The organism is Methylobacterium sp. C33D (genome assembly GCF_053345825.1).
Window position 1 is genome coordinate 183,726 of sequence record NZ_JBKFAV010000008.1, and the last position, 23,146, is coordinate 206,871.

Consider the following 23,146-nt stretch of genomic DNA (forward strand, 5'->3'; position numbering starts at 1 on the left):
CCTCGCTCTTTGTCAGAACTTTAATCAGCGCCGCCCAATATCGCGTCGATTCTTGTCGGAGCAGAGTGCGGGCGATGTTGAGCGGCGACGGAACGGTCCGGCACGACGTGGCCGCGTCGAACATGGGCGCCGTGACATCGATCGAGGGGTCGAAGGTTCATCTGGAGCTCCTCGTGCAGAACGGGCGGCCCAGGGTGCGGGTCACGGTCGGCAATCTGGTCCGGATCCGGGCCGGGGACGCGGTGCTCGTCGGCATCGTGACCACGCTGTCCTCGGGCAGCGAGCAGGGCCACCGGCCCGGCGCCTTCGCGAGTCTCGATCTGCTCGGCGAGATCGTCGCGACTCAGGGCGCGCAGCGCTTCAGCCGCGGCGTGACCTGCTATCCGGCGATCGGCGATACCGTCGAACTCCTGTCCGCCGCCGAGCTCCGGATCGTCCACCAAGTGTCGGCGACCAATACGGCGGCCGTGGGCGCGCTCTATCAGGACCCCGACACCCCGGCCTGCATCAAGATCGACGACCTGCTGTCCAAGCATTTCGCGGTGCTGGGCGCCACCGGGGTCGGCAAGTCGAGCGGCGTCACCGTCATCCTGGACGAGGTGATGCGGGCGAGGCCGGCCGTGCGCGTCTTCCTGCTGGACGTGCACAACGAGTACGCCGCCAGCTTCGGTGACCGCGCGAGCGTCATCAGCCCGAGGACCCTCAAGCTGCCGTTCTGGCTGTTCAACCTCGAGGAGATCGCCGACGTCATCTACGGCGGCCGTCCGGCCGTCGACGAGGAGATCGAGATCCTGGCCGAGGCGATCCCCCTCGCGAAGAGCAAGTACGGGCAGTACAAGGAAGCGAGCGACCGCCAGATCGTCAAGCGGTCGTTCGGCAAGGGCGCCGGCTACACGGTCGACACGCCCGTCCCCTACATGCTGCAGGACCTGCTCGCACTCATCGACGAGCGTATGGGACGGCTCGAGAACCGCGTCTCGCGGATGCACTATCACCGGCTGATCACCCGGATCGAGGCGATCCGGAACGATCCCCGGCACGGCTTCATGTTCGACAACGCCAATGTCGGCGGCGACATGATGGGCGAGATCCTGGCGCACCTGTTCCGGCTCGATCCCGACGGGCGGCCGATGACGATCATGCAGCTCGCCGGGCTGCCCATGGAGGTGGTCGACGCCGTCGTGTGCGTGCTGTGCCGCCTCGCCTTCGAGTTCGGCATCTGGAGCGAGGGCGCCGTCCCGCTGCTGTTCGTCTGCGAGGAGGCCCACCGCTTCGCCTCGGCCGACCGCTCGGTCGGCTTCACGCCGACCCGCCGTGCCCTGGCGCGGATCGCCCGCGAGGGCCGCAAGCACGGCGTCCATCTGGGCCTGATCACCCAGCGCCCGGCCGAGCTCGACGCGACGATCATGTCGCAGTGCAGCACCCTGTTCGCCATGCGGATGACCAACGCGCGCGACCAGGCCTTCCTGGCCGCCGCCGTGTCGGACGCCACCAACCTGCTCACCTTCGTGCCGTCGCTCGGCACCGGCGAGGTCATCGCCTTCGGCGAGGGCGTGCCGATCCCGGCGCGGATGACCTTCCGGCCGCTTCCGTCGGCGCGTCAACCGCGCAACGACGCGAGCGGCCGCGCCGCGGAGGACGGCGCGACCGTCGCGGGCGCGGCCTTCGTGGGTGCCGTCGTCGAGCGCTGGCGGGGCGCAACGATGAACAAGGTCGCCGGCCACGACGCGGATCCGGGCGCGGCGGTCCGCGGCGGGCGCGAGGCGGGCCCGGACAGCCCGCACGGCGCCGCCCTCGAGCAGGTGCATCGCCGTCTGCTCCGCCGCCCCCTGGAGGCCGGCGACCCGTTCCAGAGCGATGGTCAGACCGGCGCTCAGCCTGCCAAGCCGCTGTGGCAGCAGGGCGGAGCATGAGCGAGGCCGCTGCCCAGGAGCGTCAAACCCTGCTCGAGGCCGCCATCCAGGCGCTACCCGTCGGCGTCGTGGTACATGACGATCGCGGACATTGCGTCCTGGCCAACGCCGCCGCGCGCGCCCTCGGAAACAGGGCCGTCCAGGCGCTCCCCGCCGCGGCCGGCGACGCCGCGACGGTCGAGGCGGTCGTGGCGGTCGAGGACCGGATCTTCGAGGTGCAGACGCGGCCGGTCGCCGAGGGCCGGGCCGGCTTCACGCTCACGACCCTGACGGACGTCACGCACCATCACCGGATCCAGCGGGAGCTGATCACCAAGGCCTTCATCGACGCCCTGACGGGCCTGCCCAACCGGACGATGTTCGAGCAGAGCATCGCGGATGTTCTGGCCGGATCGGCACCGGGCGACCGGTTCGCCCTGGCCTTCATCGATCTCGACAACTTCAAGCACATCAACGACTACTACAGCCACGCCGCGGGCGACGCCCTGCTGCGCAAGGTGTCCGATCGGATCGGCGGCGCGCTGCGTCCGAGCGACCTCCTGGCGCGGATCGGCGGCGACGAGTTCGTGCTCCTGCTCGCCCCGGTGGCCGACCGGGCCGAGGCGCTGGCCGCGGTGTGCGCCATCTCGGGGCGCCTGAAGCAGCCGTTCTTCATCGACGGGCACGAGATCTTCGCCTCCGCCTCGATCGGCCTCAGCCTCTTCCCGGAGCACGGCGACAGCTACGAGACGCTCGCCCGGCAGGCCGACAACGCGATGTACCGGGTCAAGGGTGAGCTGAAGGGTGGCGTCAGCGTCTTCGACGACGCGATGAGCCAAGCCGCCACGGCCCGGATGGCCGTGGAGCAGCGCCTGCGCCTGGCGATCCGCGACCGCTGCTTCTGCTGCGCCTTCCAGCCGAAGGTCGACATGCGCTCCCACGCGGTCACGGGCGTCGAGGTTCTCCTGCGCTGGCGCGACGAGCTGGGCATGATCCAGGCGCCCGGCGACTTCATCGCCCTCGCCATCGAACTGGGTCTGATCAACGAGATCACCCTGCAGCTGCTGTCCGAGACCGTGCGGGCGATGCCCGACATCGACGAGGTGTTCGGACCCGAGGTCACCGTGAGCCTCAACATCGCCGCCAAGCAGGCGTGCGACGTGCCGTTCATGGCCGCCTTCTGCGCGGCCCTGGGCGAGACCGGACTCGCGCGGCGCTTCGTGCTCGAATTGACCGAGGAGGCCTTCTTCACGACGGGCCACTTCCAGCGCGAGGTGCTGCCCAAGATCCGGGCGATCGGCGCGCGGGTGTCGATCGACGATTTCGGCGTCGGCTACTCGTCTCTCGCGGCCCTCGCGGACATCACCGCGGACGAGCTCAAGATCGACCGCTCGTTCATCACCGATATCGACAAGCGACCGCGCAGCCAGATCGTCCTGAAGGCGATCGAGTCGCTCGGTGCGGCGCTCGGCATGACGGTGGTCGCCGAGGGCGTCGAGACCTTCGAGGAGGTCGCCTACCTGCTCGGCGCGACCCAGATCCGCTGCGCCCAGGGCTACTATTTCGCGCGCCCGCTGCTGCTCGATCAGATCCGGCAGGCAGAGCCGCCGCGCATGTCGGGATCGCGCGTCCCCGCCACGCGCAGTCGCGCGTCGGACCTGCGCACGTCCAGCCTGACGCGGCGCGCCTGACGTCCGACGAACGGCGGTCGCCGCCCCGGACGCGGCGGGCTACGCGGCCAGCAGGGGCCGCCACACGCCCGCCGCGTCGGCGGCCATGGCGCAGATCACCGCCTCGTCGGCCGAGCGGCGCACCTCGACCACGTGCGGCACCCCGCGGCTGAGGGGCGCGTCGACGCCGAGGTCGAAGCCGTGCCGGCCGTCACCCACGCCCGCCGCCGCGATGTCGGCGCGGTACTCCGCCGCCACCGTCACCGCCACGATCGTGCCGTCGACCACGATATCCAGGCACACGGGTGCGCCGGGCTGCGCGCCATCGTGGGCCCATCCGGCCACACGCAGCGCGCCGTCCGTCCGCAACACGCAGCGATCCAGCCACGCCCGGATCGCGCCCGGTTGCGCGGGCGCCGACGCCGCGCCGGAGCGACGGATCAGCCGCCTGCGCAGGGCGACGAGCGGGGGACCGAGCCCGATCCGCGGCGCGTAGGGTCGCGGATCGATCGACCGGTCCTCCGCACCGGGGCCGTCGAAGAGCCGGCGAATGCCGGGCATGGGCAGGAAGCTCTCGGCCGGCGTGCCCTCCGCCATCAGCAGGTCGTGGCTGTCGAGCTCGACATGCCAGTAGGTGAGATCGATCACCGCCTCACCGCGGGTGATGCTGGTGCCGTTGACGAGGTGGCCGGCGGCGACGAACAGCCCGTCCAGCCAAACGGCATGGTCCGGTGAGACGAGCAAGTCCCGGGCGGGGACGCCGTCGTGGAAAGCGCCGGCCCGGATGCGCACCGGCCGCCCGGTCGGCGGCGCCGACGATCCGGGATAGGTGCGGCGACCGATCCAGCGGATCGGCCGATGCAGGCCCGCGGCCGTGACGACCCTGTCGCCCACCGCGAGCCGCTCGACAGCGACGTCGCCGCGGTCGGTCCTGATGGAGGTGCCGGTGCAGTAGCACGGGGCGTTCCCGGGCGCCGCGGTCCCTTGAGCTGTGCCGGAGGACGATTGAGAAGATCCATTCGACCCGTTGGCGCCCGATGCAGGCGCCGTCGAACCGGAGTTCGACCCGGCCGCGCCCGGCTGGGTTCCGGCCGCGCCGGCGCCCGACCGGAAACCGGCCGTCGCCCCGTACAGGCCTGGATCCCGGCCATCCGGCGACGACACGCGATCCTGCGGCACCGCGACAGCGTTGGGATTGTTCGAGTAGACGCGGATATAGTCGATGCTCGAGCTGAAGCGGGTGCCCGTCGTCGCCGTGCTCTGCACGGCCAAGTTGGCCAGCAGATACATGGGGCTGTGCAGGTCGGACGGCGTCGCCTGCGACCCGACGAGCTGACCGTCCACGTAGAAGCTGATGCGATCCGCCTGCCAGTTCATGCCGTAGGTGTGATACCCGGTCGGATTGGGCATCTCGCTGTAGACTTGGCGCGTCTGCTGCCACGTCGTTCCGGCCGGCTGCGGATCGGTCGTGTGGATCGTGCTGTAGACGCCGCGATCGTTGTTTCCGTAATGCTCGACGACGTCGAGTTCCTGGTGGCCGTTGGCGCTGCTCGACTGCGCGCTCTGCTGATTCGGCAGCAGCCAGAAGGCGTCCCAGGCATCGGGATTGTCGGAGAAATCCGCGCGGATCTCGAAGTAGCCGTAAGTCTGCGAGAAGTTGCCCTGCGTGCTGATGAGGCCGGACTGCCAGCTCCCCGGATAGCCGGACGCGCTCGTCCCGGGCGGGGCCGCGGTGATCGTCAGGACACCGTTCTGGACGCTGAAGGGATCGTAACCGGACCTGGAATCGAGGAACGAGGACCGGCCGAAGCCAATGTCGGAGTTGGCGTCGTACCGCCACTCGGCGCGAATATCGCGGTAAGAAGTCCCGACGCCGTTCTGCGAGATGCTGCGCGCGTTGAACTCGTCGTCGTAAGTCAGACGATAGCCAGTCAGATCAACCATCGACGCCGTCTCATCACCGTTCTGGTTCGCCGGACGTGGCGCGCTGTCTAATCAAGATTGCTCACAAGCAATCCGCGAATGGTTAAGGATGTCCTATTTTTCGCGCCGGCGAAAAGAGCATCGGCCGCGACAGGCCGCTGTCTGATCCGCCGCCCGCCGCGTGGCGCGACTGAACAGGGAAAGATGACCCGGTTAAGGCTGACCAGCCGTGTCGCGCACGCGGCGCTAATCGGTGACGGGCGCGCTCCCGCCCAGATTCATCGAGGATCGATCCGGACGCCGCGGCGAGAGTCCGTACTCGACCGCCCTGTGGCCCGTGCCGGGTCCGACAAGCGACGATCCGTGGCGGACAGAGGGCGAACGCGATCCTTGAGCCTCGCGCCGGCGCTCGGCCAGACCCTCAGAAAACCGCTGGATCTGCTGCAAGCCGGGCCGGACTGCGCTGGCCCTGGGGCGCGCGACGCCCGGCGCCCGTCGATGCCGTCCGAAGGCGGCGGACGGGATCGCTGCCGGAAACCGATCGATCAGCGTCTTTTACCGTCGATCAAAGGTGTGGTCTCGATCGGCACCAGGAGGCGATGACAGCCGCCAGAGCGAGTGCCGAGACGTAGTCGCGGGCGTCGCGCGATCGCGCGCGCCGGGGCCAGCCCGCGCGCGAGGTTCTGTGACACCGGTCGATGGCGGATCACATGACCGTTCCCGGACCGACGGGATCGCCAGGTAGGAGATCTGGTCCCGCGGGATCGCCCGGCACAGGGTCGGACGGCGGCTGCGGTGCAGGCGGATCACCCGGCATGGGTTCGCGCGGCGGCGGTTCGCCGGGCGTTGGCAGATCGGGACTGCCGGGATCGGGGGTCGGGGAACCGGGAATGGTCATGGCATTCGGCCTCGCGGGAACAGCGCGACCGACAACCGAAGGTTCCGACGCGGAGGTTCCCCAGCATGCGGTGAACGACCGAGGATCGCTGCAACTTGGGAGGTTCCGAGTTGGACGCCGGACACCGGGTGATGCCAGGATACCGTTGGATCCGGCCTTCCCCACCGAACTGCGCAACAAGCCTTACATCGACCTGTTCGACCGCGCCGCTCGCGAGCATCGGGCGGCCATGTCGCCGACATCGCCCCGGTGGCCCTTCTCGCTGCCGACAGGGGTGCGCCGGAGCATCAGGCCTTCCGGGCCCGTATGGGTGAGAGCGTCGAGGGCGCGGCTTCCAGCAGCGAGTCGCAACGTGGCGAGAATGTGCTCCGGGTCGAGGAAGGCGGACGTACGCCGCCGCAGAAGGCGTCTACGCAGTCAAACACACGGGTCTAAACTGCATATACCTCATTTGCGTGTTTCATCAGGGCTCCATTGGGCTACAGACGGCCCTGGCGACTTGGAAGTCAGTTGCCATCAGCGATGACTCAGCCAGCCCGGCTCGGTGAGCCGGGCTTCTCTTTGCGTGCCGCCGCGATATGATCCATCCGGATCGATCGCTCTCTCCGGAGGCTGAGATCCGGAAAGGCCTCCCGGCTCACAGGTGCGGTAACTCCCGTTCGGTCACGCGAACTTGTCTGTCAGCGCTCCTCCGCGGCCACACCTCGAACAATTCCCGACAGCCGCCGTTAAGCAGCTATGTCGGAGCACCCGAAACCCACGGATATCCGCGCCGATCGCCTTCGGTGCAGAATTGCGCTCTCGATTGCGCTGGACGAACACGTGATCGAGGCTCTCGCCATCGCCGCCGCCACCTTGCGTGATGGGAACGATCCTGGCGCGGGCGACTTGGATAACGCCATCCGCACGCATCGCATCAACATCTTGAAGCAGCGGGCAATTCTTGGCGCAGCTGGGATAGATGTTTGATGGACTCGCGCCGCTTCTATGTTGTCCGTGGCGCGAGATCGAACGGAATCACGACCTACAAGTGTCCGACTGTCGATTGGGCGCTGCGGAAGCTGAGAGATTTCACGTCCCAAGGATACCGTGACATCACCGTACTCGATCCGGATGGTCGCGCGCTGTCGGAAGCCGATCTCATCGTGGCGACCGACGGTCCTGGGGGAGCGCCGTCAGAGGAAGCGCTTCCGGCCGCGCCGCAGATCAGTCGCCAGCCGGCACTCGCGTAGGATCGCCTCGCTTCGGGGCGGTTCGGCGATGCTCGGCGCGACGCGTCGGCCGACCGCCGCTTCACCCTGGTCAGGCACCGATCGCCAGCTTGTGGCCTTTCTCCAACGGTCTGGTTGAGTACGCGATATCGCAGGGACCGCGCGTGCCCGGCGCATGCTCCGACCTTCTCGGGCGAATTCCTTGAGGCGTATCCGATGGAGCTGCGTTTGGCGCGCTCACAGCCTCTCGGAGTGAAGGCCTCGACAGCGCCGCGGCTGTTTGGTGACTGCAGCTCCCCCGGCCGGGTACTCGCTTCCAACGAGAGCGGCGAACCCCTGGGTACCGCGCCGCCATCAGGCCCCAGGTGAGAAGCCTGCCCGTTCCGTCAGCGAAAACTTTTCTCGCTTCTGATCTACGTCCTCATCTCAGCGAGCATATTGGCGCCCTCGGTCAGAAAGTACGCCTTGATCTTCGGATTCCTGACGCGCAAGGCACAGTGCCTCGCAATCTCGCTCATGGACCGGTTCTTCGGGTTTTTGAGGAGGTCGACCAGATACGCCTGAGCTTCAGCCTCGGTACCGATCGTGAATGGTTGAGGGTCCATGGCGCGCCTCCGCTCGACCTGCCCGACCCGGTAACGCGGGCTTTCTTCTCATGGGCGATGACGGTGCATAGATCCGCCGCGATGCCGTTCAGCGGATCGGTTCAAGATCGATGATGGGACCACCCACGTCGAACCATTCATCGTCAAACATCGGGGCTAGCTCGATCTCCTCGCGGCGTTGCCTGAACGGCAGGAGTGCCGACAGCACCCCGAGACACAGCGCGCCGGCGATCAGGGCGACCAGGAATGCGAAGGTCATGGGTGATACCGGCAGCCGGAGCGAGACGGCGACAATGAGCCGGTAAGCTTAAGGATTGGTGTCGCTCGGCTCGGCCGCGATCGTCGCCATCGGCCGTCGTTCCGTCGAGCCGCGTTGCGCGTCGGCCCGGCGCGCGCCGGGGAGATCGGACGCCCCCAATCCCCGCAGGCAGATCGGGGCGGGTTCGAGCGGGCGGGGTGCAGGCCCCGCTCCCGGCCGGATAGCCGAGGGTGCTCGGCGAGCTCCGTGGCCGTGGACGGCTCGGATATCGGCGCTGCGAGCGCGCGCGGGCGGGCGGCCTGGCGCGGCCAGGCCCCGCTGCGCTGTGGCGTCATCGCCACCGCTCGTCGGTGCACGACAGGATGTGGACGGGGCGGATGCAGTGGCTCTGCGCGGCCTGCGAGCCTGCATCGGCCAAGCATGCCGTCATGCCGGACTGGACCATCTCTCGATCGCCGCCATCGATCCCACCGCAGGTGAAGATCGGGCGGGAGCCCTCAAACCGGCTGACCTGCCGGACAGTGACGACGACCAGCACGGGGCAGAAACCGGCACCAAGCCCCTGTTGTCGGAGAACCAGGGCCGCTGATCGGCGTCGCTGGTGATGCGCTGGCTCACCCCTCGAGCGGCTGCGCCAGCAAGGTCGCGGTCCGGACCATGTTGCGTCCCTACGCCCGCTCGTCAGTGGTCAGGGCCGCAGCCAGCCTGCTGTTGGTGCGGAGCCTCGCGACGAGACCGAGGGTCCAGAACCTCATGAGCGGGTCCTATACGGACGCCGGATCCGCCAGCGCGGTGTCGACTGCGGCGTCGATCTCCCGTTCGCTGACCGCGGCGGCCCGGCGCGACCCGGAGACGGTCGCGAGGTCCCTGGCCATCGTGCCCCGCGAGCTGGTGGGGGCCGATGGTGAACTCAATCGCCGACCGGCGGAAATCTCTCGTCCCGATCAATGCCCGCTGGCGGAAGGGGTGGGATTCGAACCCACGGTGGAGTTGCCCCCACGGCGGTTTTCAAGACCGCTGCCTTAAACCACTCGGCCACCCTTCCTGGCGGCATCCGCGGCCTCACGGTTACGGCCGCGGCGGAGGTTGCGTCAACAGCAGAACAACCGGTTGACCTCCCGAAACATTCCGCCTATCTCACCGCCCACGCCCGGAGCCGCTCGATGCGCTGCGGGCGTCGCCCCGCCATCTTCGACACCGGATGCGCAGGGCTCACGGCTGATTGGGGGATAGTTTAACGGTAGAACGGTGGACTCTGACTCCTCTAGTCCTGGTTCGAATCCAGGTCCCCCAGCCACCGCGCCGGCCCGCCCGATCCCAGATCCGGCGGGTTTTTTTATCATCCGCATCGGGCACATCCACCTCTCATCGTGCAGCGATCCTCGGCACAGGGGTCGGGCACAGTCCCGCGGCGGCCGGCCGTTGACGCGCCGCGGCGCGGCCGCCTAGATCGACCCATGCGCCGGGGCCAGCCTCTCACGAGTCGAGGACGCGCGACCATCGGCTTGGTCGCGCTCTACGCGCTGCTGCTCCAAGCCTTCCTGGGATTCGCCATTCCGGCGCGAGCCGGGGTCGATCCGGACGCGGTGATCTGTGCCGGGCACGCCTCGGGCGATCCCGCGGGCCCGGTGGTGCACGTCCATCCGTGCTGCACGGCCGTGCAGGCCGGCGCGCTGGCGCTGCCGACCTTCGACCCGATCGCGGCCGCCTGGCCTGCCGCGCCCGCGACGCGCTGCGCGTGGCGCCCCGAATCCGAGCTCCCGACAACCGGCCCGCCGGCATCGACCGGCTCCGCGCGAGGTCCGCCGAGGGCCTGACGATCCCGCCCCCGATCGTTCAGGCCCGGAACCCCAACATGTCGATTGTTCTCCGCGGTGACGCCCCGGCATATGGGGCGGCCGCCCCGCGGCGACTGTGCCGCGACGCCGTCTATCGCGCCGTCTGGCGCTGGCACTTCTACGCCGGCCTGCTGTGCCTGCCGTTCCTGATCAGCCTATCGGCCACCGGCGCGCTCTACCTGTTCAAGGACGAGATCAACGGCAGCCTGTTCGCGTACAGGACCCGGGTCGCGCCCCTGGCGACAAAGCCGATCGGCCCGGACCGGCTGATCTTCAACGCGTTGCAGGCCGTGCCCGACGCGGCCCCCGTCTCCTACACCGACCCGGCCTCACCCGATGCCGCGGCGCGCGTGACGCTGGCATCGGGCGATCGCCGGCTTCACGTCTACCTGAATCCCTACACGGGCGACGTGCTCGACCGCGTGGACCGGGACCGCGAGTTCATGACCGTCGTCCGCGGTCTGCACAGCCTCGCGCTGATCGGACCGCCGGCGAACGCCGTCATCGAGATCGTCGCGGGCTTCGCGATCGTCCTGGTGCTGACGGGCGCGTATCTCTGGTGGCCGCGCGGCCGGGCGGGCGGGGTCGTCACGGTGCGCGCCGGCCCGCGACGGCGCGTCTGGTGGCGCGACCTCCACGCCGTGACTGGGTTCGTGGCCGGCGGCGGATTGCTGTTCCTGGCGCTGACCGGCCTGCCCTGGTCGATCTGGTGGGGACAGGAGTTGCGCGCCTGGTCGAACGCCGCCGGCCTCGGGCAGCCGGCCGCGCTCTGGGCGAACAGGCCGGTCTCGACGGTGCCCCTGCGCGACCGGCTCGAGGACGCCGGGTGGATCCTGCAGGACGCGCCTGTGCCGCGCTCCGCGCCGGCCGCGGCCGCGGCCGCGAGCGTCGGGATCGACGACGCCGTCGCGATCCTCCGGCGGCTCGGTATGCCCCCCGGCTTCGAGCTGGCCCTGCCCGTCGGGGCGGACGGCGTCTACGCCGCCGCGATCTACCCGCGCGACGTCACAGGGCAGCGGGTCATCACCCTCGACCAGTATTCCGGCCGCCCGCTGGTGGACGTGCATTTCCGCGATCTCGGACCCGTCGGCCGGGCGATCCAGTACGGGATCGGCATCCACAAGGGCGAGCACTGGGGGCGCGCGAACCAGCTGGCGATGCTCGGCTTCTGCCTCGCCACCATCCTGCTGGCCGTCACCGCCGGAACGATGTGGTGGAAGCGGCGCCCGGCCGGCGGCGTCGGGGTGCCGCCCTGGCCCCGCGACCGGCGGGTGGCCGCGACGGTGACCGGGATCATTCTCGGGCTCGGGGCCCTGTTCCCGCTGACCGGCCTCGCCATCGCCGCCATGGTCGGCCTCGACCTCGCCGCGGGCCGGCTCCGAGAGCGGTGGGCGCGCTGAACCGGTCCGGGCGGGCGCCGTGCCCGTGCAACCTCCTCCACGCCTGAGACGCGGGCGCCCCGGCCTCCCGGGCGCGATCCTGATCGTGCTCGCGCTCTGGATCCAGGCGCTGGCACCGGCCGTCGCGCTCCGGATGGCGCAGGCGGATCGGGGGGCGCTGCCCGGCCAGATCCTGTGCGGGCACGCGCCGGATCTGGCCGAGCCCCTCACCGTCGGCCCGCACGCGCCGGCGACGGGATCCTGCGCCCTCTGCGGGCTGTGCCGCGCCGGCGCCGTCCCGCCGCCCCTGCCGGCCTCGCCCGGTCTCGCGCGCCGCCTGCGCTGGACCGCGGTGGCGTGGCCGATCCCGCACCCCGACCGGGCCACATCGGTCCCCGCCGTCATCGGCCAGCCCCGGGGGCCGCCCCGTCCCGCCTGATCGCCCGTCCTCCGGGCGGCTGTGCCGCCCGCCCCATGATCAGACGAGAATTCCGATGACCTCCGATCCCACTGCCCTGCGCGGCGCCGTCCTCGCGTTCCTGCTCGCCGGAAGCCCCCTCCCCGCCCTCGGCCAAGGCGCCGTCACCCTCGAGGAACTCTCCGTGGAGGGCGAGGCCGCGCCCGCCGCGGGCCGGCCCGCCGCGCCGGCCCGCGGCGTGGCGGCGCCGCCGGGCTCCGCGCCATCCGTCATCGAGCACCCGGTGGGCGAGATCGTCACCGGCATCGGCCGCGACGACACGATCGCGAACCGGCCGGCGACCACCATCGGCTCGGTCCTGGTGAACAGCCCCGGCGTCACGGTGCGGCAGGGGAACGGCGGCCGCGACGTGGTCATCTCGATCCGCGGCAACAACGCCCGCTCCACCGGCGTGATCAAGAACACCGTGGTCCTGGAGGACGGCTTCATCCTCACCCAGCCGGACGGGGCGTCGCGCTTCGACCTCACGGACCCCCGCGCCTACGGCCGGATCGACGTGTTCCGCGGGCCGCAATCGCCGCTCTTCGGCAACTACGCCACCGGGGGCGCCATCGCGTTCCGGACGCGCACCGGGCGGGAGATCGCCGGCTACGAGATCGGGGTGGATGCCGGAAGCTTCGGCTACCTCAGCAACTACTTCACCGTCGGCGGCGTCAGCGGCCCGTTCGAGATCAGCCTGTTCGCCAGCGACGTCCGCGCGAACGGCTACCAGGACCACGCCAGCTACGACACGCAGACCATCAATCTGCTCGCGAGCTACACCCCGACGCCGGACAACCGCTTCACCCTGAAGGTGATCAACAACACGCTCGACGCCAACCTGCCCGCCCGCGCGTCCCTGGCCCAGTACCGGATCAACCCGTACCAGCGCGGCTGCGCCGCCGCGGCGAGCGCGGCCCCGGGCTGCACCACCTTCAACCTGTTCCGGAACGGGGCTTTCGGCGCGACCGTGCCGGTGACGGCCGACGAGGGCGGCTTCGGGCGCAACGACCGCCGGACCATCGTGGCCGCCCGCTGGGAGCACGACGTCGACGCGTTCACCACGTGGCGCGCGCAGCTCGGCTTCGACGAGCGCAACTTCGATCAGCCGTTCTACACGACCGCGTCGCGGGGCTCCTACCCGTCCTGGAACTTCCTGACCGACCTGACCCGGCGGGGCGACCTGTTCGGCCTGCCGGCGACCGGCTACGTCGCGCTCGCCTACAACACGATCGACAACCACATCACCACCTTCAACCGGGCCCCCTACGACGGCCCGCGCCTGGGGACCCTGATCGGCGATCAGGTGGCGGTGCAGTCGAATCTCGGCGGCCGGGCGCGTCTGGAACTGGCGCTGTCGGATCAGTGGACCGGGATCGTCGGCCTGAGCGCCGAGACCACGGCGATCACCGGGCGCAACATCGCCTACGCGTACGCGGCGGGCGGCACGACGCGCACGGTGGCGGACGCGAACCGGTCCTTCCTCAACGTCGCTCCCGAACTGTCCCTGGTCTACCGGCCGGACGCGGCCTGGGCGCTGCGCGGCCGGGTCGCCACCGGCTACACCACGCCGGCCGCCAGCAACCTGTTCGTCACTCCGGCCGGCCTGCCCGGCAACAACACGCAGCTCCAGACGCAGGAGAACCTCGGCTTCGATCTCGGCGCCGAGTGGAGCCCGGTGACGGATCTCCGCTTCAGCGTGACCGGATTCTACGAGTTCTTCCGCAACGAGCTGGTCTCGCAATCGCCGGGGGCCGGCCTCCTCGCCTACACGTTCAACGCCCCGGCCTCGGAGCATCGCGGCGTCGAGGTCGGCGCCGACTGGGCCTTCGCGCCCGGCTGGCGCGGGACGCTGGCCTACACGTTCGACGACCAGATCTACACCCGCTACACCGAGCAGCTCAGCGCCGGCAGCCTGACGCGGTCGTTCGACCGGGCGGGCAACCGGATCCCGGGCGTGCCGGCCCACCAGCTCCTGGCCCGCCTCGGCTACGACGTGCCGAGCGGCCCGCTCGCGGGTCTCGGCGCGTTCGTCGAGACGGTCGTCCAGGGCGACTTCTACCTCGACAACGCCAACCTGCTGAAGGCGCCCGGCTACGCGGTCGTCAACGCCAACCTGCACTACGCCACGGAACTGACGGGCGGCTACGCAAAGCGGCTGAGCCTGTACGTCGAGGTGCGCAACCTGTTCGACACGACCTACGTCGCCTCCGCGCAGAACCTCGCCAACGGGATCAGCGGCGCGACCGGCCTCCAGAACGGCGCCGCCGTGCTGGCAACCACCACGGGGTCGATCTTCGCGGGTGCGCCGCGAAACATCGTCGGCGGCATGCGGCTGGCATTTTGATAACCGCGCGACGGCTCGCGCGTGGTGCCAAAGTCGAGCTTGCACTATGCTCCGGCGATCGTCCGCAGGGGCCGGCCGAGGCGCACGGTCCGGTCCGCGCGGCGGGGCCGTGGGCGGGGATGGGGCGCGGGGGTCGGATGAGGCGGCGGACCGTACTCGCTGGGCTGCCCCTGGCGCTCGCCGGCTGGCCGCGCGCCGTGCTGGCGCAGGGTCAGGCCCACGTCGCGGCGCTCTGGCCCTTCGCGGAGGGCGATCCCGAGGGCCGGGTGCTGGCCGAGTCGTTCCACGCCGGCCTGCGCGATCACGGTCATCCGGATCAGCGGGTCGACGATCGCTGGACCGGAGCGGATCGCGAGCGCACGCGTCTCCTCGCGACCGAACTCGTGGCCGCGCAGCCGCCGGTCATCTTCGCCTATCTCAGCGCGCAGCTCACGGCCGTGGCGGCCCTCACGAAGCAGATTCCGATCGTGTTCGTCGGCGCCTCGAATCCGGTCCGCTTCGGGTACGTGGAGAGCCTCCAGCGCCCCGGCGGCAACATCACCGGCTTCACGCTCTACGAGGCGCCGCTGGGCGGGAAATGGGTGGCGGCCCTGAAGGAGGCGGTCCCGAGCCTCCGGCGCGTCACGCTCCTGTCCAATCCGAGCACCGAGATCCGCGGCGAGAACCTCTACGCCGAGCCGTTCCGCGCGACCGCGGCCGCGCTCGGGATCGAGACCGTGGTCGTGAAGATCGACAAGGCGGCCGACATCGAGCCCGTCATCGCCGATCTCGCGCGGCTGGGCGACGGCGGCCTGATCGTCGCGCCCGGCACGTTCAGCGAGGCGAACGGCGACCGGATCGTCGCGCTCACCACGAGCCTCCGCGTCCCCGCGGTCTTCGCGATCCGGCGCTTCGCCTACCGGGGCGGTCTGATGTCGTACGGACCGGACCCGGTGGAGACGGTCCACCGGGCCGCCGCCTATGTCGGCCGGATCCTGCGCGGCGAGAATCCCGCGACCCTGCCGGTCCAGGCGCCCACGAAATTCGACTTCATCGTGAACCTCAAGACCGCGCGCAGCATGGGCGTGACCATCTCCTCGGCGCTCCTCGCCCAGGCGGACGAGATCGTCGAATGACGGCGCCGCGCCCGCTCGCCGCCCCGCCGGCCGCGAACCCACCGCGCTGGTTCCGCCTGCCGCTCGCGGGGAAGTTCGCGGTGGCCTTCGTGGGCCTCGTCAGCCTGGTGCTGCTCATCAACGGCGCGGTCGACCTGACGCTGAACTACCAGGACGCCAAGCGAACCGCGATCGAGACGCAGCGCACCAAGGCGCGCGCCGCCGCCGAGCGCGTCGACGCCTTCCTGTCCTCGATCGAGAGTCAGATCGGCTGGACGACCCGGGCCGAGTGGCGGCGCGTCTCCCCCGAGCAGCAGCGCTACGACTTCATCCGCCTGCTGCGCCAGGCTCCGGCCATCACGGAGGTCGCCTATCTCGATCCGGCCGGGAAAGAGCAGCTGCGCGTCTCGCGGCTGGAGCCGGACGCCGTCGCCAGCGGGAAGGATTTCTCGACCTCGCCGCGTTTCACCCAGGCGCTCGCCCAGAAGACGTGGTTCGGCCCGGTCTACTTCCGGCGCGGCTCCGAGCCGTACATGACCGTCTCGGTGGCCCATGCCGGCCGCGACCCGGGCGTGACCGTCGCGGAAGTCAATCTGAAGCTGATCTGGGACGTGGTCAGCGCGATCAATGTCGGCGAGCACGGCTACGCCTTCGTGACGACGGCGACCGGGCGGCTGATCGCGCACCCGGATCTCAGCCTCGTCCTGCGCGACACCGATCTGTCCGGCCTGCCCGAGGTGGCGGCGGCGCTCCCCGGCTCCCGGATGGCCGGCCAGGACTACGAGATCACCACCGGCCTCGACGGCGGCTGGGTGCTGGCGGCCCACGCCACCATCCCGCGGGTCGACTGGATCGTGTTCGTGCAGGAATCGCTGCGCGACGCCATGGGTCCGGCACTCGAATCCGTGATCCAGACCACCTCGCTGATGGGTCTCGGCGTCCTGCTGGCCGCGGTGGCGGGCACCTTCCTGGCCCGGCGCATGGTCGTGCCCATCCGCGAGCTCGAGGACGGGGCGGAGCGGTTCGGTGCGGGCGACCTGTCCGAGCGCATCGAGATCCGCACCGGCGACGAGATCGAGACCCTCGCGCACCGCTTCAACACGATGGCGAGCCGCGTTCAGGATTCCTACGAGACGCTCGAGGCCAAGGTCGAGGAGCGGACCCGCGACCTCAACCGGTCGCTCGACGATCTCCAGCGGGCGCAGAGCCGGCTCGTCCAGTCCGAGAAGCTCGCCTCGCTGGGACAGCTGACCGCCGGCATCGCCCACGAGATCAAGAACCCGCTGAACTTCGTCAATAACTTCGCCTCGCTCTCCAACGAGCTGGTGGACGAGCTGCGGGAGGTGCTCGAACCGACCGCCCTCGACCCGGACACGCGCGCCGAGGTCGAGGAACTCGCGGGCCTGCTCAAGGGCAACCTCGAGAAGGTCGTCCAGCACGGCAAGCGCGCGGACTCGATCGTCAAGAACATGCTGCTGCACTCGCGCACCGGGTCCGGCGAGCATCGCCCGGTCGAGGTCAACGCGCTGGTCGAGGAGAGCCTGAATCTTGCCTATCACGGGGCCCGTGCGGCGAAACCCGGCTTCAACGTGACCCTCGTGCGCGATTACGATCCGGCGGCCGGCCTCGCCGACCTCTACCCCCAGGAGATCACGCGGGTGCTCCTGAACCTGATGTCGAACGGGTTCTACGCCACCGAGAAGCGCGCGGCCAACGGCGAGCCCGGCTACGAACCGACGCTGGCGGTCGCCACGCGGGACCGGGGCGACCACGTCGAGATCCGGGTGCGCGACAACGGCACCGGTATTCCCGAGAGCGTCAAGGCCAAGATGTTCGACCCGTTCTTCACCACCAAGCCGGCCGGCGAGGGAACGGGGCTCGGCCTGTCGCTGAGCCACGACATCCTCGTCAAGCAGCACGGCGGGACGGTTGACGTCGCCACCGAACCGGGTGCCTTCACGGAATTCATCATCACCCTGCCGCGCCAGAGTGTTACGCCGGCCGCGCCGCCGCATCCCGCGGCCGAGCCGGCGACCGAGACCGAGAGCCAGCCATGAACGTCCTGATCCTCGTGGTCGATGACGAACCCGACGTGACAGACCTGTTCCGGCAGCAGTTCCGCCGCGAGCTTCGGGCCGGACGCTTCGCCATGGCCTTCGCGCACTCGGCCGCGGAGGCCCTGGAGCGGATCACCGGCGCCAACGAGCCCAGCCTGATCCTGATGCTGTCGGACATCAACATGCCCGGGATGACCGGCCTCGAACTGCTGCCCCTGGTCCGCGCCGCGCGGCCCGACGTGCCGGTGATCATGATCACCGCCTACGGCGACGCCGAGACGCGCGAGAAGGTCCGCGCCGCCGGCGCCGTGGGGCTCATCACCAAGCCGATCGACTTCGCCGTGCTGAAGGCCGAGATCGATCGCCGGCTGACCGCCTTCGCGGGGGCCGAATGACGCCCGGCGCACCGAGCGCCAAGATCCTCGTCGTCGACGACGAACCGGATCTCGAGGCGCTGATCACCCAGAAGTTCCGCCGTCAGATCCGGCAGGGCCTCGTCACGTTCCTGTTCGCCCATGACGGCCAGGAGGCGCTGGACCGTCTCGCGGAGAGCCGCGACGTCGACCTGGTCGTGTCCGACATCAACATGCCGCGGATGGACGGTCTGACGCTCCTCGCCAAGCTGCAGGACCTCGCCGAACGCCCCTCGATCATCATCGTCTCGGCCTACGGCGACATGGCGAACATCCGGACGGCGATGAACCGGGGCGCCTTCGACTTCCTGACGAAGCCGATCGACTTCGCGGACCTCGAGACGACGATCGAGCGGACGCTGCGCCACGTCGAGGACCTGCGCGAGGGGCGGCGGCGGCAATCGCTCGCCGAGCGGGCCCACGCCTCCCTGGCCCGGTACTTCTCGCCGAACCTGGCGGAGCGGCTCGCCGGGGACGCGTCCGGTCTCGAGCTCGGCGGCCACCGCCGCGACGTGGCCTCGCTGTTCACCGACATCGCCGGCTTCACCGGCCTGGTGGAGAGCCTCGACCCCGCGCAACTCGCCGAGATCCTCAACGGCTACTTCGCCGAGATGACCGACGTGGTCTTCGCCCACGAGGGGACGGTGGCCAAGATCGTCGGCGACGCCCTGCACGTGCTGTTCGGCGCGCCGGGGGACCAGCCGGACCACGCGGCCCGGGCGGTGGCCTGCGCCCTCGCCCTGGACGAGGCCGCCGAGGGCTTCCGCGGACGCTGGCGCGAGCGCGGGATCGAGATCGGCGTCACGCGGATCGGCGTCCATGCCGGCCCGGCGATCGTGGGCAATTTCGGAGGCGGCCGGTACTTCGACTACACGGCCTACGGCGACACCATCAACACCGCCGCCCGTCTGGAGAACGCCAACAAGGCCTTCGGCACCCGGATCTGCGTCAGCGACGCCGTCGTGATCCGCGCCGGACAGTTCCGCGGCCGCCCCCTCGGCGACCTGCTCCTGCGCGGCAAGCAGACGGCGCTGCGCGCCTACGAACCCCTGACGGAAGCCGCCTACGGCGACGCGCTGCTCGCCCAGTACCAGGACGCCTACGCCAAGCTCGACGCGGGTGAGGCCGGGGCCCTTCCGGCCTTCGCGGCCCTGGTCGGGCTGCGCCCCGAAGACGGGGTCGCGGCGTTCCACCTGAAGCGCCTGCTGAACGGCGGCAGCGGCAGCCGGGTCGAGGTCCGCTGAGCCCGGCGCTCACGCCCGGGCTGGCCCGTCCACCGCCACGATAGCCGTGCCTTAAGGCAGCGCCTATTACCGTCGCGGAGCGCGCGGCCGGATTCCTCCCGATCGGCGCGGCTCGGAGATGGTGAAGGCGGGAGACCGGCGCATGAGACGGCGCGACGTCATCGCGGGCCTCGGCGGAGCCGCCGCGTGGCCGGCCCTCGCCTCGGGGCAGGCGCGCGGTCAGCGTCGCCTGGGGATCCTGCTGGTCTACGGTGAAGCGCATCCCGACTCTCCCGTCATCGTCGACACGCTGAAGGAGAGCCTGAAGCGGTACGGCTGGATCTGGGGGCAGAACCTCGCCGTCGACCTGCAGTACGGCAACGGCGATGCCGAGCGGATGCGCGTTCAGGCGGAGGAGATCCTCGCGCGCCGGCCCGACGTCGTGCTCGCCCAGGGCGTCGTCGGCGCGACCGCGCTCCAGCGGGCGACGACGACCGTTCCGGTCGTCTTCATGATGCTCCAGGACCCGGTCGGCGGCGGCTTCGTGACCAACCTGTCGCGGCCCGGCGGCAACCTCACCGGCTTCACCAACTTCGACATCGTCCTCGTCGGCAAGTGGCTGCAGCTCCTCAGAGAACTCAGCCCCGGCGTCACCCGGGCCCTCGCCCTGATCAATCCCGATTACCGGGCGCGCCTCGCGGGCTACACGGCCGAGATCGCCCGGATCGGCCCCGAACTCGGGATCGACGCCCGGATCGCGGGCGTGCACGACGCCGCCGAGATCGACGCGGCGATCACGGCGTTCGCCGCCCAGCCGAAGGGCGGCCTCATCGCGCTGCCGGACGCGGTGACCGGCGTGTACGGCCAGCGGATCGTGGATCTGGCAGCCACCTACCGCCTGCCGGCCGTCTACGCCTACGCGGCGCCGGTCCGTCTCGGCGGCCTCGCCGCCTACACGACCAGCGTCGAGCAGGACGTGCAGCGGGCGGCGGGCTACATCGACCGGATCCTGCGCGGCGCGGTGGTCGGCGACCTGCCGGTGCAGGCGAGCGAGCGCTTCATCACGCTGCTCAACCTGAAGACGGCCGCTGCCCTCGGGCTGACGATCGCGCCGTCGCTGATGGCGACGGTGGACGAGCTGGTCGAGTAGCGGCCGCCGTCGCGGATCAGCCGAAGGCCGGCAGACGCCCGTCCGGCGAGTAGCGGTCGATGGCCGAGGGCAGATCGCGCGAGAGGCGCGCCAGCAGCTCGCTCTTGCTCAGGCCGGTGCGCTGCTCCAGGGCCGCCAGCGTATCCGGCCCGATGGCGCGCTCCAGGTCGGCGGCCGGGATGTCGCGGTTCGGGCCGTGATTGATCCAGGACTGCGCCGTCTCGGCGTGGCCGCCCTTGGTGAAGTGATCAACCAGTTCTGTCAGGCCTCCGGCGATGAGGCCGCCGACGCCTCCCGCGCTGGCGCCGCCGAGGAGTCGATCCAGGTTCGCCGGGATCGTCGACCCCGTCGCGGGCGGAACCTGCGGGGCGGGTGACCGCCCGGCCTCCTTGGCGTGGCCGCCGAGCCACTCGGCGATCCGATCGCGGTTCTGGTAGCCGGCCACTGCCAGCAGGCCCAGCAGCGCGGTCATCGAGGGGTATCCCTTGCTCATGGCGTCGTCCTTCCTTCAGGTGGGCCGAAGCCCGGGTGGTACGGCGATGGGCCGCCGCAACGGGTCATGCCGGCGTCTGGGCCGCGTCGGCGGTGACGGCCCTGCCGGCGAGGGCCGGACCGTCATCCGCGCTCCGGCCGGCCGCGATGGCGCGCTTCACGGTCGAGCGGGCCGCGTCGATGGCGATGGCCGCCGCCGACATGGTCCGGGCCTCGGTCGGTCGCTCCAGGGCATGTTTGGCGATGTCGCCCGCGAGATCGTCGATCTCCCGGGCGAGCATCTCGAGCCGCCCGGCATCCGGGATCTCCTGCGCCTCCTGGCGGATCTGCAGCAGGCGGTCGGTCGCTTCCTCGACGCGCTCGCGGCGCAGGCGTGACAGGCGCTGGCCGATCCAGGCGAGCGCGGAGCCGATGCCGCCGCCCAGGAAAGCGAGCAGGTAGATCCACGTCTCGTAGCGCTCGATGAAGCTCTGCTGCTCGCGCTCGTAATAGTCGACGGCACCGGGGTGGATCGGCAGCCGCGCGCTCGTCGCGCCGACGGTCCCGTCGTAGGCGGGAGCCTGAACGTAGTCGGCCGCGGGCGTGACGTTGGCCATCGCGCTGCGCAGCTCGAACAGGTGCTGGGTGACGTCGGCCGCCACCGAGCGGGCGAGGTTCGACCGCGCCATCAGCCGGTACGAGGCGCCGACCGTGTGGACGTCCTCGGCCGGTACCTTGGGGCTGCCACCGAAGGTCTCGGCCGGCATGGTGACAACCTGCAGCCGCGGCAGCCGGGCGACGATCGCATCGGCGTTCTCGACGTCGACGAAGGAGACCTTGCGGTTGCGGCTGGCCGATTGGACGAGGCCGACGATCCGCTGGGCCGTCGGCGCGGTCGGTGCGATGACCGAGATCACCGCGTCGACCCGTCTCCGGGCGAAGGCCGCGCCCAGGTCGCTCTCGGCCATCTCGATCAGGGCGACGTGGCGCGGCGGCAGACCGCCTTCCGGCTCGGTGGCGACCAGCGTCAACCCGTAATGCTCCAGCATGGCGCGGATGAGCGCCTCGTCGGCGTCCCGATGGGCCAGGATCGCGAGGCGCTTGCGGTCGAGGTCGGGGAAACGGTCGATCCCGGACGCCTCCGGCGAGGCGATGATCATCGCCTGATCGCGGAGGATCGCCAGGGTCAGGCCGTTGTCGGGGAGTTCGACGTCCGGCCGCACGATCGCCAGATCCACCTGACCGTCGCGCAGCGCCTCGGCACTGTCGCGCACGTCGTCGAAGGACAGGATCTTGAGACGGATCTCCTTGTGGCGCTTGGCCAGGGCATCCGCGTAGGCCTGGATCAGCGCCGGCTCCGTCCCGTCCTTGGGGGCGACCGCGATCGTCAGGACGGTGGCGCGGGAAACCCAGTAGGCCACGCCCGCGCCGACGCTCAGCAGGATGGCGAGCACCAGAAACACGAATTCCTGACGCAGGAAGAGGCTGGCGAAGCGCCGCATCGGCTCTGCTCTCGCGCGTTGAGCGGTTCGGACCGACACCCTGCCGGACAAGGGCCTGAGGGCGACGCCGTTGGAACGGCGCCGCCCTGTCAGGCTCAGCGCTTGCCGGTGACCTTGTCGGCGAGGGTCTTGGCGCCGTCCTTGACGTCGCCGACGGTCTTCTGCGCCTCGCCCTTCAGCTCCTGCGCCTTGCCCTCGGCCACCAGCCGGTCGTTGCCGGTCGCCTTGCCGGCCGCCTGCTTGACGTTGCCCACCGCCTCGTTGGCCAGGCCCTTCAGCTTGTCGGTCGTGCTGCTCATCGCGTGTGCTCCTGCTTCGCTGGTGAGGCCGGTCGTCCCGGCCGGGGGCGGCCCCCGCGTCCCGCGCGGGGGCCGGTGGAACGCTCAGACGCGCCGGGTCTCGTAGGCGCCGAGCAGGGTCGCGGGCTTCGGGGCGCCCATCCGGCCGCCGAGGAAGGCGGCCAGCGCGCCGAGGATCAGCGCGATGGCGGCGTAGAACGCCCCCTGGGTCGCCGCCGACTTCGCGGTCACCGCCGCCGCCTCGGCCTTCTGCTTGGCGGTCGCCACGGCCTGCTCGTACTGCTTCTGGTAGTCGTCGATCTGCGCCTTGGCCTGGTCCGGCGCGATGCCCTGCGCCTTGGCCAGGGCGTCGGCCGCCCGGGTCTTGGCCTGCTCCTTCTGGGCCGGGTCGCCGGTCAGGACGGCCTTCACCGCCGCCACCGCCGCGTCCCGGGCCGCCTGCGGGTCCTGCCCGGCGG

The 23,146-nt window shown here is 70.5% G+C and carries 19 protein-coding genes, 2 tRNA genes and 1 pseudogene; 14 read left to right on the forward strand and 8 right to left on the reverse strand.

Features of this window, described 5'->3' with window-relative positions:
* Window positions 1–74 precede the first annotated feature (74 nt).
* Together ACLBXO_RS08655 and ACLBXO_RS08660 are read left to right on the forward strand one after the other, a co-directional pair.
* Complete coding sequence (locus ACLBXO_RS08655; RefSeq protein WP_447685118.1) at window positions 75–1,913, forward strand: ATP-binding protein; 1,839 nt, start codon at window positions 75–77, stop codon at window positions 1,911–1,913.
* Entirely contained in the window at window positions 1,910–3,583 is a 1,674-nt protein-coding gene (locus ACLBXO_RS08660; protein ID WP_447685119.1) for a putative bifunctional diguanylate cyclase/phosphodiesterase, read from the forward strand. Before ACLBXO_RS08655 ends, ACLBXO_RS08660 begins: the two co-directional genes overlap by 4 nt.
* A 39-nt stretch (window positions 3,584–3,622) precedes the next feature.
* Here the strand turns inward: ACLBXO_RS08660 and ACLBXO_RS08665 are convergent, their stop codons facing one another.
* Window positions 3,623–5,506, reverse strand: a complete 1,884-nt coding sequence (locus tag ACLBXO_RS08665) for a Hint domain-containing protein (RefSeq protein WP_447685120.1) — start codon at window positions 5,504–5,506, stop codon at window positions 3,623–3,625.
* Window positions 5,507–7,205: 1,699 nt separating this feature from the next.
* Here ACLBXO_RS08665 and ACLBXO_RS08670 point away from each other — a divergent pair.
* Both ACLBXO_RS08670 and ACLBXO_RS08675 read left to right on the forward strand, forming a co-directional pair.
* On the forward strand, window positions 7,206–7,352 hold the full coding sequence (locus ACLBXO_RS08670; protein ID WP_331313141.1) for a hypothetical protein: 147 nt from the start codon (window positions 7,206–7,208) through the stop codon (window positions 7,350–7,352).
* A complete protein-coding gene (locus ACLBXO_RS08675) occupies window positions 7,352–7,615 on the forward strand; it encodes a hypothetical protein (protein WP_331313140.1) in 264 nt (87 codons plus the stop codon). Before ACLBXO_RS08670 ends, ACLBXO_RS08675 begins: the two co-directional genes overlap by 1 nt.
* Before the next feature lie 672 nt (window positions 7,616–8,287).
* On the opposite strand, the gene ACLBXO_RS08680 is transcribed toward ACLBXO_RS08675, so the two are convergent.
* The 3 genes from ACLBXO_RS08680 to ACLBXO_RS08690 form a co-directional block, all read right to left on the reverse strand.
* A complete protein-coding gene (locus tag ACLBXO_RS08680; RefSeq protein WP_331313139.1) occupies window positions 8,288–8,458 on the reverse strand; it encodes a hypothetical protein in 171 nt (56 codons plus the stop codon).
* Between the two features lie 331 nt (window positions 8,459–8,789).
* Window positions 8,790–8,996, reverse strand: a complete 207-nt coding sequence (locus ACLBXO_RS08685) for a hypothetical protein (RefSeq protein WP_447685121.1) — start codon at window positions 8,994–8,996, stop codon at window positions 8,790–8,792.
* Between the two features lie 417 nt (window positions 8,997–9,413).
* A tRNA-Ser gene (locus ACLBXO_RS08690) sits at window positions 9,414–9,503 on the reverse strand.
* Between the two features lie 178 nt (window positions 9,504–9,681).
* On the opposite strand from ACLBXO_RS08690, the gene ACLBXO_RS08695 reads away from it, so the two are divergent.
* The 10 genes from ACLBXO_RS08695 (at window position 9,682) to ACLBXO_RS08740 (ending at window position 20,416) form a co-directional block, all read left to right on the forward strand.
* Window positions 9,682–9,755 (forward strand) — tRNA-Gln (locus ACLBXO_RS08695).
* Window positions 9,756–9,963: 208 nt separating this feature from the next.
* The gene (locus ACLBXO_RS08700) at window positions 9,964–10,275 is read left to right on the forward strand and encodes a hypothetical protein (RefSeq protein WP_447685122.1); all 312 of its coding nucleotides are present in this window, start codon (window positions 9,964–9,966) and stop codon (window positions 10,273–10,275) included.
* Window positions 10,276–10,313: 38 nt separating this feature from the next.
* Window positions 10,314–11,696 carry a PepSY-associated TM helix domain-containing protein gene (locus ACLBXO_RS08705; protein WP_447685123.1) on the forward strand — a complete coding sequence of 461 codons (1,383 nt, stop codon included), beginning with the start codon at window positions 10,314–10,316 and terminating at the stop codon, window positions 11,694–11,696.
* Between the two features lie 85 nt (window positions 11,697–11,781).
* Window positions 11,782–12,114: a DUF2946 family protein gene (locus ACLBXO_RS08710; protein ID WP_447685124.1), complete on the forward strand. Its 333-nt coding sequence runs from the start codon at window positions 11,782–11,784 to the stop codon at window positions 12,112–12,114.
* A 55-nt stretch (window positions 12,115–12,169) separates the two neighbouring features.
* The gene (locus tag ACLBXO_RS08715) at window positions 12,170–14,479 is read left to right on the forward strand and encodes a TonB-dependent receptor family protein (protein ID WP_447685125.1); all 2,310 of its coding nucleotides are present in this window, start codon (window positions 12,170–12,172) and stop codon (window positions 14,477–14,479) included.
* Between the two features lie 137 nt (window positions 14,480–14,616).
* Window positions 14,617–15,594: an ABC transporter substrate-binding protein gene (locus ACLBXO_RS08720; protein ID WP_447685126.1), complete on the forward strand. Its 978-nt coding sequence runs from the start codon at window positions 14,617–14,619 to the stop codon at window positions 15,592–15,594.
* The gene (locus ACLBXO_RS08725; RefSeq protein WP_447685127.1) at window positions 15,591–17,630 is read left to right on the forward strand and encodes a sensor histidine kinase; all 2,040 of its coding nucleotides are present in this window, start codon (window positions 15,591–15,593) and stop codon (window positions 17,628–17,630) included. The genes ACLBXO_RS08720 and ACLBXO_RS08725 overlap by 4 nt, the downstream gene beginning before the upstream one ends.
* Complete coding sequence (locus ACLBXO_RS08730; protein ID WP_331313132.1) at window positions 17,627–18,025, forward strand: response regulator; 399 nt, start codon at window positions 17,627–17,629, stop codon at window positions 18,023–18,025. Before ACLBXO_RS08725 ends, ACLBXO_RS08730 begins: the two co-directional genes overlap by 4 nt.
* Entirely contained in the window at window positions 18,022–19,287 is a 1,266-nt protein-coding gene (locus ACLBXO_RS08735) for an adenylate/guanylate cyclase domain-containing protein (protein WP_331313130.1), read from the forward strand. The genes ACLBXO_RS08730 and ACLBXO_RS08735 overlap by 4 nt, the downstream gene beginning before the upstream one ends.
* A 142-nt stretch (window positions 19,288–19,429) precedes the next feature.
* Entirely contained in the window at window positions 19,430–20,416 is a 987-nt protein-coding gene (locus ACLBXO_RS08740; RefSeq protein ID WP_447685128.1) for an ABC transporter substrate-binding protein, read from the forward strand.
* Between the two features lie 16 nt (window positions 20,417–20,432).
* Here the strand turns inward: ACLBXO_RS08740 and ACLBXO_RS08745 are convergent, their stop codons facing one another.
* The 4 genes and pseudogenes from ACLBXO_RS08745 to ACLBXO_RS08760 form a co-directional block, all read right to left on the reverse strand.
* Complete coding sequence (locus ACLBXO_RS08745; RefSeq protein WP_331313126.1) at window positions 20,433–20,909, reverse strand: YidB family protein; 477 nt, start codon at window positions 20,907–20,909, stop codon at window positions 20,433–20,435.
* 64 nt (window positions 20,910–20,973) lie between these two features.
* On the reverse strand, window positions 20,974–22,389 hold the full coding sequence (locus ACLBXO_RS08750) for a TAXI family TRAP transporter solute-binding subunit (protein WP_447685129.1): 1,416 nt from the start codon (window positions 22,387–22,389) through the stop codon (window positions 20,974–20,976).
* A gap of 95 nt (window positions 22,390–22,484) precedes the next feature.
* Window positions 22,485–22,688 (reverse strand): CsbD family protein, encoded by a 204-nt coding sequence (locus ACLBXO_RS08755; protein WP_331313123.1) that lies wholly within the window; start codon window positions 22,686–22,688, stop codon window positions 22,485–22,487.
* A gap of 84 nt (window positions 22,689–22,772) precedes the next feature.
* A pseudogene (locus tag ACLBXO_RS08760) lies at window positions 22,773–23,146 on the reverse strand (PhnA-like protein); the annotation flags it as partial.

Coding starts and splice junctions, on each gene's coding strand:
- ACLBXO_RS08655 (WP_447685118.1), top strand. CDS start 75: ATGTTGAGCGGCGACGGAACGGTCCGGCACGACGTGGCCGCGTCGAAC.
- ACLBXO_RS08660 (WP_447685119.1), top strand. CDS start 1,910: ATGAGCGAGGCCGCTGCCCAGGAGCGTCAAACCCTGCTCGAGGCCGCC.
- ACLBXO_RS08665 (WP_447685120.1), bottom strand. CDS start 5,506: ATGGTTGATCTGACTGGCTATCGTCTGACTTACGACGACGAGTTCAAC.
- ACLBXO_RS08675 (WP_331313140.1), top strand. CDS start 7,352: ATGGACTCGCGCCGCTTCTATGTTGTCCGTGGCGCGAGATCGAACGGA.
- ACLBXO_RS08680 (WP_331313139.1), bottom strand. CDS start 8,458: ATGACCTTCGCATTCCTGGTCGCCCTGATCGCCGGCGCGCTGTGTCTC.
- ACLBXO_RS08705 (WP_447685123.1), top strand. CDS start 10,314: ATGTCGATTGTTCTCCGCGGTGACGCCCCGGCATATGGGGCGGCCGCC.
- ACLBXO_RS08715 (WP_447685125.1), top strand. CDS start 12,170: ATGACCTCCGATCCCACTGCCCTGCGCGGCGCCGTCCTCGCGTTCCTG.
- ACLBXO_RS08720 (WP_447685126.1), top strand. CDS start 14,617: ATGAGGCGGCGGACCGTACTCGCTGGGCTGCCCCTGGCGCTCGCCGGC.
- ACLBXO_RS08725 (WP_447685127.1), top strand. CDS start 15,591: ATGACGGCGCCGCGCCCGCTCGCCGCCCCGCCGGCCGCGAACCCACCG.
- ACLBXO_RS08730 (WP_331313132.1), top strand. CDS start 17,627: ATGAACGTCCTGATCCTCGTGGTCGATGACGAACCCGACGTGACAGAC.
- ACLBXO_RS08735 (WP_331313130.1), top strand. CDS start 18,022: ATGACGCCCGGCGCACCGAGCGCCAAGATCCTCGTCGTCGACGACGAA.
- ACLBXO_RS08740 (WP_447685128.1), top strand. CDS start 19,430: ATGAGACGGCGCGACGTCATCGCGGGCCTCGGCGGAGCCGCCGCGTGG.
- ACLBXO_RS08745 (WP_331313126.1), bottom strand. CDS start 20,909: ATGAGCAAGGGATACCCCTCGATGACCGCGCTGCTGGGCCTGCTGGCA.
- ACLBXO_RS08750 (WP_447685129.1), bottom strand. CDS start 22,389: ATGCGGCGCTTCGCCAGCCTCTTCCTGCGTCAGGAATTCGTGTTTCTG.
- ACLBXO_RS08755 (WP_331313123.1), bottom strand. CDS start 22,688: ATGAGCAGCACGACCGACAAGCTGAAGGGCCTGGCCAACGAGGCGGTG.